The organism is Frankia sp. RB5 (genome assembly GCF_059816245.1).
In genome coordinates this window covers 124954-138665 of sequence record NZ_JCBATA010000004.1, presented here as the reverse complement: position 1 = coordinate 138665, position 13712 = coordinate 124954, and the positions used below count along the sequence as shown (strand labels likewise).

Annotated in this window: 12 protein-coding genes; 6 read left to right on the top strand and 6 right to left on the bottom strand. The window is 73.8% G+C overall.

The window, feature by feature from the left end:
* Positions 1 to 155 precede the first annotated feature (155 nt).
* Positions 156 to 443: a VOC family protein gene (locus AC6EXY_RS03365; RefSeq protein WP_243407103.1), complete on the top strand. Its 288-nt coding sequence runs from the start codon at positions 156 to 158 to the stop codon at positions 441 to 443.
* An 85-nt stretch (positions 444 to 528) separates the two neighbouring features.
* Here the strand turns inward: AC6EXY_RS03365 and AC6EXY_RS03360 are convergent, their stop codons facing one another.
* Complete coding sequence (locus AC6EXY_RS03360) at positions 529 to 1539, bottom strand: stage II sporulation protein M (RefSeq protein ID WP_101829965.1); 1011 nt, start codon at positions 1537 to 1539, stop codon at positions 529 to 531.
* 235 nt (positions 1540 to 1774) lie between these two features.
* Here AC6EXY_RS03360 and AC6EXY_RS03355 point away from each other — a divergent pair, with 235 nt between their 5' ends.
* Positions 1775 to 2809, top strand: coding sequence for an RDD family protein (locus AC6EXY_RS03355; protein WP_243407104.1), 1035 nt, complete (start codon positions 1775 to 1777; stop codon positions 2807 to 2809).
* A gap of 24 nt (positions 2810 to 2833) precedes the next feature.
* Here AC6EXY_RS03355 and ahcY read toward each other — a convergent pair whose 3' ends face one another.
* The gene (ahcY, locus tag AC6EXY_RS03350) at positions 2834 to 4144 is read right to left on the bottom strand and encodes an adenosylhomocysteinase (protein ID WP_101829966.1); all 1311 of its coding nucleotides are present in this window, start codon (positions 4142 to 4144) and stop codon (positions 2834 to 2836) included.
* 145 nt (positions 4145 to 4289) lie between these two features.
* On the opposite strand from ahcY, the gene AC6EXY_RS03345 reads away from it, so the two are divergent.
* Positions 4290 to 4808 (top strand): MerR family transcriptional regulator, encoded by a 519-nt coding sequence (locus tag AC6EXY_RS03345; RefSeq protein WP_207770126.1) that lies wholly within the window; start codon positions 4290 to 4292, stop codon positions 4806 to 4808.
* Positions 4809 to 5382: 574 nt separating this feature from the next.
* The gene (locus tag AC6EXY_RS03340; RefSeq protein ID WP_499816680.1) at positions 5383 to 7932 is read left to right on the top strand and encodes a transglycosylase domain-containing protein; all 2550 of its coding nucleotides are present in this window, start codon (positions 5383 to 5385) and stop codon (positions 7930 to 7932) included.
* 241 nt (positions 7933 to 8173) lie between these two features.
* Here the strand turns inward: AC6EXY_RS03340 and AC6EXY_RS03335 are convergent, their stop codons facing one another.
* From AC6EXY_RS03335 to AC6EXY_RS03320, 4 genes are all read right to left on the bottom strand, one after another.
* Positions 8174 to 9322 carry an SIS domain-containing protein gene (locus AC6EXY_RS03335; protein WP_101832349.1) on the bottom strand — a complete coding sequence of 383 codons (1149 nt, stop codon included), beginning with the start codon at positions 9320 to 9322 and terminating at the stop codon, positions 8174 to 8176.
* Positions 9323 to 9329: 7 nt separating this feature from the next.
* Positions 9330 to 9539, bottom strand: coding sequence for a Trm112 family protein (locus AC6EXY_RS03330; protein ID WP_101832350.1), 210 nt, complete (start codon positions 9537 to 9539; stop codon positions 9330 to 9332).
* Positions 9539 to 10897 carry a phosphomannomutase/phosphoglucomutase gene (locus AC6EXY_RS03325; RefSeq protein ID WP_101832351.1) on the bottom strand — a complete coding sequence of 453 codons (1359 nt, stop codon included), beginning with the start codon at positions 10895 to 10897 and terminating at the stop codon, positions 9539 to 9541. Before AC6EXY_RS03325 ends, AC6EXY_RS03330 begins: the two co-directional genes overlap by 1 nt.
* A gap of 224 nt (positions 10898 to 11121) precedes the next feature.
* Positions 11122 to 11520: a DUF3499 domain-containing protein gene (locus tag AC6EXY_RS03320; protein WP_101832352.1), complete on the bottom strand. Its 399-nt coding sequence runs from the start codon at positions 11518 to 11520 to the stop codon at positions 11122 to 11124.
* 364 nt (positions 11521 to 11884) lie between these two features.
* On the opposite strand from AC6EXY_RS03320, the gene AC6EXY_RS03315 reads away from it, so the two are divergent.
* Both AC6EXY_RS03315 and manA read left to right on the top strand, forming a co-directional pair.
* Positions 11885 to 12355 carry a metallopeptidase family protein gene (locus AC6EXY_RS03315; RefSeq protein WP_243407617.1) on the top strand — a complete coding sequence of 157 codons (471 nt, stop codon included), beginning with the start codon at positions 11885 to 11887 and terminating at the stop codon, positions 12353 to 12355.
* A 54-nt stretch (positions 12356 to 12409) separates the two neighbouring features.
* A complete protein-coding gene (gene manA / locus AC6EXY_RS03310) occupies positions 12410 to 13675 on the top strand; it encodes a mannose-6-phosphate isomerase, class I (RefSeq protein WP_423748088.1) in 1266 nt (421 codons plus the stop codon).
* Positions 13676 to 13712 lie beyond the last annotated feature (37 nt).

The window sequence follows — 13712 nt, the reverse complement described above, 5'->3', positions numbered from 1 at the left end:
GGCCGGCCGGAACGCAGCCCTCGGCGCCGAGAACTGTCGGGCCCTCCCCGTAGGCTCCCGCCCATGATCGATCACCTCGGGGTGCAGGCCGCCGACGTCCCGGCGTCCCTCGCCTTCTACCTCCGTACCTTCGCCGCGTCGGGATCGAGGAGAAGATGCGCTTCCCGCACGGCGACTCGATCGTCGTCGGCCTGGCCGGGCCGGACGGCCAGGCCTCCCTCTGGCTCAGCCCCGCGTTCGCCACCGAGCGCCGCGAGCTCCACGTCGCGTTCCGGGCACCCGACCGCGCCGCCGTCGCCGCCGTACACGAGGCCGCTGTCCGCGACGGCGTCGAGGTGCTGCACGCCCCGCGCGAGTGGCCCGAGTACCACCCCGGGTACTACGCGGTGTTTCTGCGCGACCCCGACGGCCACAACGTCGAGGCAGTACATCACGGACCATGACAGGCGGCGCGTTCGCGTGCAGGGCGGTCGCGGGCCCCGGTCAGGCTGCCTGACGGCGACCCAGCGGCTCCCTGCCCAGGTGTGCCTAGGTGACGGGCGCCAGATCGGCGGCGCCGCGGGTGGTCTCCAGGTCGGCGGACTCCCCCGCGGCAGCCGCCCGGGAGCCGTAGACGGCGATGTAGACGACGAAGCCCGCCCAGGCCAGGGCACCGATCCCGATCCGCACCGCGGTGGGCAGGCCCGACGGTGTCACGAACGCCTCGATGACCCCGGAGACCGCGAGCGCGAGCGCTGCGCCCAGCGTGATCGACACCGCGGCCCGGCCCTCCGCCGCCAGGGCCTCGGCCCGGCGGCGCGCGCCGGGAGCGATGATCGACCAGCCGAGACGCAGGCCCACCGCGCCCGCGACGAACACCACCGTGAGCTCGAGCATCCCGTGCGGCAGGATCAGGCTGAAGAACTGGTCGCTCTGCCCGCAGCTCGCCATGTATCCCCCGACGATCCCGGTGTTCACCGCGTTGACCAGCAGCACCAGCAGGGTCGGCAGGCCGAGCAGCACGCCCGCCGCGACCGCCGTGGCCGACACCCAGGCGTTGTTGGTCCACACCTGGCTCGCGAACGACGAGGCGGGATGCTCGGTGTAGTACGACGCGAAGTCGCTGCGGCACAGGTCGGCGACCGCGCCCGGCGGGACGATCCCCGCCCGCGCCTCGTCGTCGCCCACGATCCACAGGCCGATGGCCAGCGCGAGCAGCAGCGAGCCACCCGCCGTCGCCAGGACCCACCACCGCCGCTGCCAGACGGCCAGCGGGAACGTGATCGTGAAGAACCGGCCGACCACATGCCACCCGGGATCGGGCGCTCCGGTCACCGCCGCGCGGGACCGGCTCACCAGGTTCGTCAGGTCGTCGACGAGGCTCGTGTCGTACGAGCGGGTACGGATGACCGACAGATGGGTGGCGGTGCGCTGGTAGAGCTCCACCAGCTCGTCGAGTTCCGCCGCCGCCATCCGGCCGGGGCGCCCGGCCCGGTCGACGAGCCGGCCGAGCCTGATCCATTCCGGCCGGTGCACGGCGACGTACGCATCGAGATCCATGACGGACCCATCCTTCCAGAGCGGCCGCCGAACCAGGACGTCAGGAGGCGTTCGGCGAGCCCGGCGAGGCGAGGGTCGTCAGGTCACCGGGCTCCCGAGACGCCGATCCGGATGTCTCCCGCCGGAACGGGTGTGCCCGTCGATCGACCGCATAGGGTCCGTGTGAACCCCATAGGGTCCGCGTGAACCCCATAGGGTGATGGTCTGACGCATACCGAGATCCCCTGGGGGCGGCGTGAACCAGGCCATGCCGCGCGGCGCGACCGACGCGCGGTCCGCCGCCGCTACCGGCCGCGCGCGGGCCGGGGCCGCTGGGGACGCGCCGGGGGCCGGGGGCGCGCAGCGAATCATCACCGGCGAGGCGGTCGCGATCGACCTGCGGGTGGCGCGGCTGGGCTCCCGGCTGGTGGCCGGACTCATCGACCTGCTCGCCCAGCTGTATATCTTCTACTTCCTCGCGATCGTGGTCGTGTTCGCCGTGCGGCCCGACGACGACGCGCTCGCCGCCGCCGTGTTCCTGCTCGTCTACGTCACGATCGTGCTCGGCTACCCGGTGGCGTGCGAGACGTTCACCCGCGGCCGCACGCTCGGCAAGATGGCGATGGGCCTGCGGGTCGTGCGGGATGACGGCGGGCCGATCCACTTCCGGCATGCCTTCGTGCGCGGCCTGGTCGGCGCGGTCGTCGAGCGGCCCGGTTCGCTGCTGGGGCTGCCCGCCGTCATCAGCATGCTGGTCTCGCGCAACAGCAAGCGGCTGGGCGACGTGTTCGCCGGGACGGTGGTGCTCCAGGTCCGCGTGCCGCGCACCGTCGGCGCGACGCCGTTCGTGCCGCCCGCCCTGCTGGGCTGGGCGAGTCTGCTGGACCTGTCCGGGCTGGACGACTCCCTCGCCCTGCGCGCGCGGCACTTCCTTAGCCGGGCCCACGCCCTGTCGCCGGCGGCGCTCGACCGGATGGGCCGGGGGCTGGTCGACGAGGTCCGCGCCGTCGTCACCCCCGCGCCGCCGCCCGGGACACCGGGCTGGGCGTTCCTGTCGGCGGTGCTCGCCGAACGAACCCGGCGTGCCTACGCCCGGCTCATCGCGCAGCGCCCGCCGGAGGCACCCACGGGCCCGCCGGGCGGCCCCGCCGCGTACGCGGGCGGTGGGTTCGGGGGGCCGCCGGGCGGACACCTGGGAGCGCCACCGTGGGTGTCCCACCCGCCGGCGCCGATGCCGTCCCGGCCACCCGTCCTGGTGCCGCCGAGGCCGCCCTCGCCACCGTCATGGTGACCGGCAGATCCTGACATCGGGTTGTCAGGATCCATGCTCCCAGGAGTTCAGGTACTCCACCTGGGCCGGCGTCAGGGCGTCGATCTCGATGCCCATCGAGGCGATCTTCATGCGGGCGACGTCCTTGTCGATCTCGGTCGGCACGTCGTAGACGCCGGGTTCGAGCCGCTCGCCGCTGGTGTGCAGCCACTCGGCGGTCAGCGCCTGGTCGGCGAAGGACATGTCCATCACCGCCGCGGGATGCCCCTCCGCGGCGGCCAGGTTCACCAGCCGGCCCTCGGCGAGCAGCAGCAGCCGGCGCCCGTCGGCGAGGACGTACTCGTCGGTCGAGGGGCGGACCCGACGCGGCTCGTCGACGGCGAGCTCGGCCAGCGCGACGATGTCGATCTCGATGTCGAAGTGGCCGGAGTTCGCGAGCATCGCGCCGTCCCGCATCAGCACGAAGTGCTCCCGGCACAGGATGTCGCGGTTTCCGGTGACCGTGATGAACACGTCGCCAAGCGGGGCGGCCGCCGCCATCGGCATGACCCGGAAGCCATCCATCGCCGCGTCCAGCGCCTTGGTCGGGTCGATCTCGGTGACGATCACCGCGGCGCCGAGGCCCTTCGCCCGGGAGGCCACCCCGCGGCCGCAGTAGCCGTAGCCCGCGACGACCACGGTGCGGCCGGCCAGCAGGGTGTTGGTCGCGCGGAAGATCGCGTCCAGGGTCGACTGCCCGGTGCCGTAGCGGTTGTCGAACATGTGCTTGGTGTCGGTGTCGTTGACCGCCATCATCGGGAAACGCAGCGCGCCGGCGGCGGCCATCTGGCGCAGTCTGATCACCCCGGTGGTCGTCTCCTCGCAGCCGCCGCGCACCCCGGCCAGCATGTCCGTGCGCTCGGTGTGCAGGAGGGTGACCAGGTCGCAGCCGTCGTCGAAGACGTAGTGCGGCGCGGTGTCGAGCGCGGCACCGATGTGCGCGTAGTAGCCGTCCCGGTCGACGCCGTTGCGGGCGAAGGTCGCGATGCCGTACTCGGCGACCAGCGCCGCGGCCGTGTCGTCCTGGGTCGACAGCGGATTGGACGCGCACAGCGTGACCTCGGCGCCGCCGGCCGCCAGGGCGCGCATGAGGTTCGCCGACTCGGTGGTGACGTGCATGCAGGCCGCGACGCGCACGCCGGTGAACGGGCGCTCGGCCGCGAAGCGCTCGCGGATGCGGCGCAGCACCGGCATCGCCCGATCGGCCCATTCGATCCGGGTCCGGCCCTGGGCCGCCAGCGCCAGGTCGGCCACGTCGTGGCGCGGCAGCGCGGCGGGATCGGGCAGGTCGGGTAGCAGATCGGCCAGGTCGGGCATGACGCTCCTGCGGTGCGTGCGGCGAGGTGTGTCATCACGATGACCAGCGGACCCGGATGGCGTCAACGAAACTGACAGCCTCTTGTCAGGATGAGTGCATGCGACGGCCGACCGACCGTACGCTTCGCCGCATGATCGGACCGACGTGAGGGGCCAGGATGCCGCCGTCCCACCGCGGCGGGAGGACTCGTTCGTGCGGCAGGTGCTGGAGCGGCTGCGCCAGCGCGTCCAGCTGCGGCCCGAGCAGCGGCTGCCGATCGCCCGGGCGGCGGCCGTGCTGCAGACCACGCCGCGGATGCTGCGCTACCGCGAGTCCCTCGGTCTGGTGACCCCCGCCCGCTCACCGGGCGGTCACCGTGAGTACGGCGAGCGCGAGCTGCTGGCCGCCGCCTACGCCGACGAGCTGGAACGGCGCTACCACGTCAGCCCCAGCGATCTCGCCTTCGCCGTGCGGGTGCTCGCCGAAGTCGAGGTCGCCGCGGACGTGCGCCGGCTGGGGCAGCTCACCCGGCGCATTCCGCCGTCACCGCCGGTAGCGGCCCTCGACTTCGAGGCGCAGAAGGCCCGTCGGCTGCTGCGCATGCCCGGACTGGTTCGCGCGCACCCGTCGGACACCGGAGCCGGAGCCGGGCCATCGGAGCCCCACTCCCTTAACGTCCGCTAAACAATCCCGGACGGACCGCGCACATGCGACCTGCCGGTTGGCTTCACGGGGAAACGCTCGTCTACCGTTACCAGCGGTATCGGACCGTCCCCGGCAACCGGCCGCAATCCGTACGCACGTACGACCAGGCGCGCTTCGTCGGGAATGTCCGAATCCCTCGCACCACACGGGGGCCGAAGGGCGACCAAGCACCGGCTCCCGCATGCTGGTGGAGGTCCCACGAAGATCCCGGCGAACTCGCCGGCCCACCGAGGGGGTGACGTCGACGTCTGGCGGACGGGAGTCGAGCGCTCCATCCCGGCCCGTCCCTTCGGCGGACGGTGCGTCGCGCGCGGGGTCAGGCCGCGACGGTTCCGGCCACGCCGGATCGGGACGTGCCAGTTCCGGCCGTGCCGGATCCGGGCGCGCGGGGTCGGCCAGCGTGCCACCACGGGCCGGCGCCCAGCCGCGATCGGTCGCGGCGGAGCGGGCCGCGACGCCGCCCAGGGCGAACGCGCCGGCGGCCGGCTCCCCGCCGCCCGCCGCGGGCGCGGGGGCCGCGGGCACGAAGGCGGCAGGCATGAAGGCGGCAGGCATGAAGGGCGCGCGCACGAAGGTGGCGGCCTCCGGTCGTCGGGGGGCAGGATCGGGCTCGGTTCCGGCGGTGACGCGACCCGCGGACCCGCCCGCCCAGTCCCGCAATGGACACGCAACCGGGGTGCGCCCCACCGGCGGTGTGGCCGTCGCGGCGCCGGAGGACGACGGGCGAGCCGGCGCGGGCGCCCGCGACACCCCTGACTCGCAGTCCGCAGTGGGTGACCGTCCACCCTCGCCCGGCGGCCCGGGAACCCGCCCGCTGGTGCGGCCGCCGGTGAACCGGCGGCGGGTCGCGCGGAAGATGGCCCTGACCGCCGGCGCGCTCGGCGTGGTCGTGGCCCTGCTGTCGCTGCCACTGGTCGGCGCGATCGGCCTGTTCGCCAAGGGCAGCGCCGATCACTTCCTCTCGTTGCCCAGCGAGCTGATCACGCCGCCGCTGCCGCAGAGCTCGACGATCCTCGCGTCGGACGGCTCGGTGATCGCGACGCTGCGCGGTTCGGAGAACCGGATCGTCGTCCCCGGCAACCAGATCCCCAAGGTCATGCGGGAGGCGATCGTCTCGATCGAGGACTCCCGCTTCTACCAGCACGGCGGGGTGGACCCGCAGGGCGTGCTGCGCGCGGCGCTGCGCAACAGTGAGGCCGGCGGGGTCGCCCAGGGCGGTTCGACCCTCACCCAGCAGTACGTCAAGAACGTGCTGCTGCAGAACGCCCGGACCTCACAGGAGCGCGAGGTGGCCGCCGGCGACTCGCTGGACCGCAAGATCCAGGAGCTGCGGTACGCGCTCGACATCGAGAAGCGCCTGTCCAAGGACGAGATCCTCGAGCGGTACCTGAACATCGCCTACTTCGGTGACGGTGCCTACGGTGTGGGCACGGCCGCCGAGCACTACTTCGGCGTGCCGATCTCGCAGGTGAACGTCGAACAGGCCGCGCTGCTCGCCGGCCTGGTGCAGAGCCCGTCACGGTACAACCCGGCGGCCCATCCGCAGGCGGCGCTCACCCGCCGCAACACCGTGCTCGACAAGATGGCCGAGTACAAGTACATCTCGCCGACCCAGGCGGACGCGGCGAAGCAGGTCCCCATCACCGTGGTGCCCACTCCGCCGCCGGCGGCGGACTCCTGTGTGACATCCACGGCGCCGTTCTTCTGTGACTACGTCCGCACCCAGCTGCAGGGGAGCCCGTCGCTGGGCAGCACCATGGAGGAGCGCAACCGGCGCATCTACGAGGGTGGTCTGGTCATCCGCACGACGCTGGACCCGCAGGTCCAGCAGGCGGTGCAGGAGGCGGTGAACTCGACGGTCGCGCCGGACAACCGCGTCTCGGCGACGGAGGTCGTGATCCAGCCGGGCACCGGCAACATCCTGGCGATGGCGGTCAACCGGGTGTACGGCCCGGACACCGCCGCGAACCAGACGGTGGTGCCGCTGCCCACGAACGCCACCTTCCAGCCGGGGTCGACGTTCAAGACGTTCGTGCTCGCCGCCGCCCTCGAACAGGGATACGGCACGTCCACGGCGTTCTACTCACCGGCCTGTTACGAGAGCAAGAAGTTCCCTCTGGACCGCGGCGAGGGCGACTGCGCGAAGGGCTTCTCGAACTCGGACCCCGCCGAGGCCGGCATCTACGACATCCCCAAGGGGACCTGGGACTCGGTGAACACCTTCTACGTGCAGCTCGCGGAGAAGACCGGTATCCCGGCGGTGCTGGAGATGGCCAGGCGGCTCGGTGTCAGCCCGCCGCAGGCCGACAAGATCGGCGCCACCGACGGTGCGACGGCGATCGGCGGTGGCCAGTACATGTACGTCTCGCCGCTGCAGATGGCCGACGCCTACGCGACGATCGCCGGCGGTGGCGTGCGCTGCACCCCGCGTTTCGCGACCGGGGCGGTGGACTCCAGCAAGGACCCGATCGACGTCGCGGGACCGCCGAAGTGCGAGCAGGTCCTGGCGAAGGGGGTCGCCGACACGGTGAGCAGCGTGCTGGCCGGCGTGCCGATCAACGGCACCGGCACGAACGCGGCGATCGGGCGCCCCTCGGCCGGCAAGACCGGCACCACCGACGAGTACTCCGCTGCCTGGTACGTGGGCTTCACCCCGCAGATAGCCGCGGCGGTGTCGGTCGGCGACCCGTCGGGCGCCGAATCCCACCCGTTGCGGGGCGTCGTCGCCGACGGCCGGACCTGGCCACGGGTCTTCGGCGGTGACCTGCCGGCCATCATCTGGGGCAAGTCCATGCGGGCGGCACTGGCGAACCTGCCGGTCGTCCCGTTGCCTGCCGCCGACCCGACAGTCGCCCGCGGCACCAAGGGCGGCCTGCAGAACACCCCGCCGCCCGCGCCCCAGCCCCCGCCCACCCAGGGCCAGCCCCCGGCCAACCCGCTCCAGAACCTCGGCCAGCAGATCCTGCCTGGCGTCTTCGGCCAGCCCCAGGGCGGCCAGGCAGGCGGCGGCCCGGCAGGAGGAGGCGGCCAGGGCGGCGGTCGCGGAGGCCAGGGCGGTGGAGGCCAGGGCGGTGGAGGCCAGGGCGGTGGCGGCGGTCGCTAGGCCACGTCTCGAATTGTGATCTTCGTGCGGGTTGTCGCGGCGGGCCGCGGCAGCCTTCTGACAACGTCGCGGCAACCCGTGTCGCGAATTCGGCGACAAAACGGACACGACACGCGGAGTTCGCGACACGGCGCCGCTGCCCCCGCACGTGCTTCCCACCTACGGGAAGTCCGCCCGACGCTCGGCCTCCTGGTCGGGGTGCAGGACGGCGACCGTGAGGATCACGGCCCGTGCAGCCCCGTCAGCGGCCGAGGTCGTGGGCGGCCGGGGTCTGGCCGGGATCGATTCCGAGGGCGAGCGCGAGGTAGACGGCGGTGAAGTCGAACAGGCCGATCAGGGAGGCGAGCCGCTCCAGCGCGACCTGCCCCTCGGCGCGCAGTTCGGTGACGCCGACGCCGCGCTCGGCCGCCACTGCGACGGCGGCCTCGGCCTGCCGGGCGACCTCCGGTCGCTCGGCGGTCGGATCCCGCAGCAGGATCAGCCGCAGCCGGACCGACTCCTCGTCCTCCTCGCGGTCCCGGAAGAAGTCCTCCAGGGCGTCACGCCCGCCGCCGGAGGCGTCCTTCAGACCACCGCCGAACGGTCCGTCCAGCAGCGCGATCTGATCGTGACCGGGATGCGGCAGCGATCCGACCAGCGCGGGGTACTTCGCGGTCGCCGCGAGCTGGGCGGCCGCCCGGCTGGCCGCGACCGCGGTCACCTGGGAGGTCCCCCAGAGGACGGGCAGGGTGCCCGCGAGCTCGAGGGCCAGGGTCTTGGCCGGGTTGACGAACGACTCACTCGACGTGCGGCAGCGGGTGGCGACGTCCTCCAGCCGGGTGGCCGCGGCCTCGATCGCCGCGTCCCCGGCGCGGACGACACCGAGCGCCCGCCCGGCGATCAGCAGCGGCACCGCCAGCGACCACAGCGCGGCACGGGCGGGGCGCTGCCCGGCCAGCGGGACCAGCACTCCCCCGCCGAGCGCCACGAGGTGCGCGAGCGGGGTGTCGGGCGGGGTGACGACGGCGACCCGGGCACCGCGCCGGTTTGCCTCCTCCACCGCCGAGCGGGTCTCCGCCGAGGTGCCGGACGCGGACACGGCGAGGACGACGTCGGCGACGCCGACCCAGCCGGGCAGGCCGTGGGTGTGGTGGCCGATGATCGGCACGGGGCCCGTCGCGCTCGCGACCGCCGCCAGGATGCCGGCGGCGAGTGCCGAGCCACCGACCCCGACGACGAGGATCGCCCGCGGTCGCCCGTCCGCCGCGAGCCGCTCGACGCCCGCCTCCTGGGCGAGCGTGGCGCTCTGGCGGACCTGCGGACCCGCGGAGGCGACGTGCGGCAGCAGGGCCGCGGCGCGGCCGGCGTCGAGCCGGGCGAGGTCGTCGAGAATCGCCTCGTCGAGGTACACGCCGCGGTCAGCTCGAGGCGGGCGCGGACGCCGACGAGTCGGAGAACGGCACGGCCTCGTCGAGCAGCATGACCGGGATGTCGTCACGCACGGGGAAGGCCAGGTCGCAGGCGAGACAGACGAGCACGGGGGCGCCGTCCAGCTCGTCGGGGCGCAGCTTGCCGTGCTTGCTGCACGGGCAGGCGAGGATCTCCAGCAGCAGCGGGTCGAGGCTCATCAGTCTTCCCTTCCGCTCCGGACCTGCGCGAGAATCTCGTCGCGCAGCCGGCGCATCGTCGCGTCGTCGGGGCCCTCGACGTTCAGCCGGAGCAGCGGCTCGGTGTTGGACGGGCGCAGATTGAACCACGATCCGTCCGCGAACGTGATGGTCAGGCCGTCCAGTTGATCGACAGTGGTGGCGCGCGGGGCCTGCGACTTCTCGACCGCCTGCATCGCCGCGACGGCGTCCGCCACCTCGGAGTTGATCTCACCGGACGCGCTGTACCGGGCGTAGCCGCCGAGCAGCTCGGACAGCGGCCGCTGCTGGCCACCGAGGGCCGCGAGGACGTGCAGGGCGGCCAGCATGCCGGAGTCGGCGCGCCAGAAGTCGCGGAAGTAGAAGTGGCCGGAGTGCTCCCCGCCGAAGATGGCGCCGGTGCGGGCCATCTCGGCCTTGATGAACGAGTGGCCGACGCGGGTCCGAACCGGCACGCCACCACGCTCGGTGACAAGCTCCGGCACGGCCTTGCTGACGATCACGTTGTGGATGATGGTCCCGCCGGGCTCGCGGCCGAGCTCGCGGTCGGCGACCAGCGCGGTGATGACCGACGGGGAGACGATCTCGCCACGCTCGTCGACGACGAAACACCGGTCGGCGTCGCCGTCGAAGGCGAGGCCGAGGTCGGCGCCGGACTCGCGGACCGCGGCCTGCAGGTCGCGCAGGTTCGCCGGCTCGATCGGGTTCGCCTCGTGGTTGGGGAACGAACCGTCGAGCTCGAAGTAGAGCGGGACGACCCGCAGCGGCAGCCCGGCGAACGCGGCGGGGACGGTCAGCCCGCCCATGCCGTTGCCGGCGTCGACCGCGACGGTGAGCGGCCGGATGGCGGACAGGTCCACCAGGGTGTGCAGGTGGCGGACATAGTCGACAAGAAGGTCACGCTCGGTGATCGAGCCCAGCCGACCGGGGCCGGCGGGGACGCCGCGTTCCACCATCGCGCGGATCTCGGCGAGGCCGGTCTCCTGCCCGATCGGGGCCGCGCCCGCCCGACAGAGCTTGATGCCGTTGTACTTCGCCGGGTTGTGCGACGCGGTGAACATCGCGCCCGGGATGTCGAGCGAGCCGGCGGCGAAGTAGAGCAGGTCGGTGGAGCCGAGACCGGCGCAGATGACGTCGGCGCCCTGCTCGGCCGCGCCCTCGGCGAAGGCGGCGGCCAGTGGGATCGACGACTCCCGCATGTCGTGGGCGGTCACGATCCGCTCGGCGCCGAGCAGGCGCACGAAGGCGGCGCCGGTCTGCCGGGCGATGTCGGCATCGAACTCGGCCGGCACGACGCCACGAACGTCGTACGCCTTGAAGATCCGCGAGAGGTCACGCATCGCGCTTCGCACCCTTCTCCTGGTGTCCCCCGGCACCGGGTGAATGGTGCTCCCGGCTCGCTCGGCGCCTGCCGCCGTCGCCAGGGACGACCATATCCGCCGGGTCCGACGTCTTCGGGACCGCACCCGCGGAAGCCCACGCCCGACCCACGGCACACGCCCGGCCACGCCGGTGACGGCCACGCCACCGGCCGGGCAGGGACCCGACGAGCCCGCCGCGATGGTCAGGACGGGCTGGGCACCGCCCGCAGATGGCCGCGCCGGCCACCCGGCGGCGTGCCACCCTGGGGCCCGTGCGGACCGCCATGGGGTGGTTCGGGACCGCGTCGAGGCGCTTCGGGGGCACGCCGGGAGGCTTCGCGCACGGCGTCCGCCAAAGCCTCCAGGTCGTCCCCGGCCACCTCACGACCACCCTCACGCGACGCCTCGGCCTCGAGCCGGACGACCGCCCAGCCGAGCGGCACGGTGAGCCGATCGGCGTGGGTGCCGCACAGGTCGTACGAGTGCGGCTCGACGTACGGGGACAGCGGGCCCAGCACCGCCGTCGACTCGGCGTAGGCGTACGTGAGCGTGGCAACCGCGGCTGCGGAACAGGCCGAGCGGGAGCAGCGCCGAGGCTTCACGTTCCGGACGGTAGCCCCCGGAACGGGCGACGGCCACCACCTCTCGTCGTGTCGCGGGACGCGAGGCTGAATCGTCACGCGTTGTCGACCGATGCGTCGCGCCGCGCAGTCGATCTCGTGCACGACGACCTTGTCCAGCGCGGTATTGAGATCATCAAGACCGTGAAACCTCCTCGGGCTGGGAGGGAATCCGGGCCAGTTCCCCGGCCGGCGGGGTCGAGGCGGCCGGACCCGCGGGCCCGGCCGGCCGCCGGGGCCGGTCGTCCGGCGTCCGGCGGCCGCGCTCACCCCGGAAGGTGCCGAAGTGTGCGCGCGCCCGCCGGACGCCGGCCGGAGCCCCGTCCACGAACGCTACGCTCACAGGGTGACGGAGCTCGAGCGGTTCCCGTCGGCGGCCCGGCCGATCCGGCCTCGCCGACGCCGCGATCGGCGCGGCCGCGGCGTGCGCGGCCTGCTACTACCCCCGGACGTGCCGGCCTACGCGACCCGGGGCGACCGCTTCGACGACTTCGTCCTGGACGCGGTCGAGCATCTCGACCATCGCTGGTCGGCGGAGCTCGCCGAGGTCGAGTTCGCCGTCGAGGACGTGCCGCCGGTGGCCGTCACCGACGAGGAGATTCCGCTGGCCAGGTACCAGCCGGCCACCGGAAAGGGCCGGTCAGGCACCCCGCGGCGGATCGTCGTCTACCGCCGGCCGATCGAGGCGCGGGCGGTCGACAGCGAGGATCTCGCCGAGCTGGTGCTGGACGCGATCATCCACGAGGTGGCTGAGATGATGGGCGTCGACCCGGCGGTGATCGACCCGGAGGGTCATGGCTGGGGCGACGAGGACTAGCCCGATCCGGTCAGCCAGCGGCGCCCGCCACCGCACGCCACTGCGAGGGAGATCGTGACCAGGAACACCACGCCCCCGAAGCCCGTAGGTGTGCCGCCGACGCCCGGTGCCGGCATCCCCGACCTGGCGTCGCGGCCGGCCGCCGCCGCCCGGCTGCTCGCGATGCACGGCGCCGAGCAGGCCTACGCCTGGGGCTCCCGAACGGCGATCCCGGACCTGCTCGGCCGGCCCGCCGCGGACGGTCCGGTGGCCGAGCTGTGGCTGGGCACCCATCCGGTGGCGCCGGCGCTCGTCGAGGCGGACGGCGCGCGGCGGCCGGCGGCCGAGCTCGTCGGCCCGCTGCCGTTCCTGCTGAAGGTGCTCGCGGCGGACAAGGCGCTGTCGCTGCAGGTGCATCCCGATCTTGGCCAGGCGGCCGTCGGCTTCGACGCGGACGAGGCGGCGGGCATCCCCGTCGGCGATCCGCGCCGCCGCTACCGGGACCGCAACCACAAGCCCGAGCTGATCGTCGCGCTCACGCCGTTCCGGGCGCTCGCCGGCGTCCGCGACCCCGCCCGCACGCTCGCCGTCGTGGCGGGGTTCGGTCTGGCGGCGCTCGACGCGGCGTTCCGGCCGCTGGCGCGCGATCCCGCCGCGGGCGCGGCGAGCGTGCTGCGCGCCCTGCTGACGATGCCCGCGGCCCCCGCCGCCGCGCTCGTCCGTGAACTGGTCACCACCGCGTCGCGCCTGCGCGGTCCCGGCGGCGAGGACGACCTGGCGCGGGCCGCGGACCTGGTGGGTCTGCTCGCGGCGGCGCACCCCGGCGATGTCGGCGTCGCGGCGGCCCTGCTGCTCAACGACGTGACGCTGCGACCCGGCGAGGGGCTGTTCCAGCCGGCCCGGATGCTGCACGCCTACGTCGCGGGCCTGGGCATCGAGATCATGGCGACCTCGGACAACGTGCTGCGCGGCGGCCTGACGCCCAAGCACATCGACGTCGACGAGCTGTTGCGCGTCATCGACGCGACACCGAGCGGCGCGCCGGTCCTCACCCCGCGCACGATCGCCGCCGGACCCGGCGGTCTGGTCCGCGGCTGGGACGTCCCGGTCGCGGACTTCGCCCTCACGGAGGTGCTCTGCACCGGCGGCGCCCCGGTGCCGGTGGGCCGCCCGACCGTGCTGCTCGCCGTCGACGGCGAGGTGACCATCGAGGCCGCGCCCGCCGATCCCGCGCCCGCCCCGCTCACGCTCCGCCGCGGCGAAGCGGCGCTGGTGACGGCACCGGCGAACGTGACCGTGCGCGGCAACGGCCGCGCCTTCCTGGCCAGCCGAGGCGGCTGACCGCGAGCGCATGACGGCTGGCTGCCGTCGTGATGGA

Excerpts from the sequence above, each read along its gene's own strand:
- AC6EXY_RS03365 (WP_243407103.1), top strand. The coding sequence starts at position 156 with ATGCGCTTCCCGCACGGCGACTCGATCGTCGTCGGCCTGGCCGGGCCG.
- AC6EXY_RS03360 (WP_101829965.1), bottom strand. The coding sequence starts at position 1,539 with ATGGATCTCGATGCGTACGTCGCCGTGCACCGGCCGGAATGGATCAGG.
- ahcY (WP_101829966.1), bottom strand. The coding sequence starts at position 4,144 with ATGCCCGACCTGGCCGATCTGCTACCCGACCTGCCCGATCCCGCCGCG.
- AC6EXY_RS03340 (WP_499816680.1), top strand. The coding sequence starts at position 5,383 with ATGAAGGGCGCGCGCACGAAGGTGGCGGCCTCCGGTCGTCGGGGGGCA.
- AC6EXY_RS03330 (WP_101832350.1), bottom strand. The coding sequence starts at position 9,539 with ATGAGCCTCGACCCGCTGCTGCTGGAGATCCTCGCCTGCCCGTGCAGC.
- AC6EXY_RS03325 (WP_101832351.1), bottom strand. The coding sequence starts at position 10,897 with ATGCGTGACCTCTCGCGGATCTTCAAGGCGTACGACGTTCGTGGCGTC.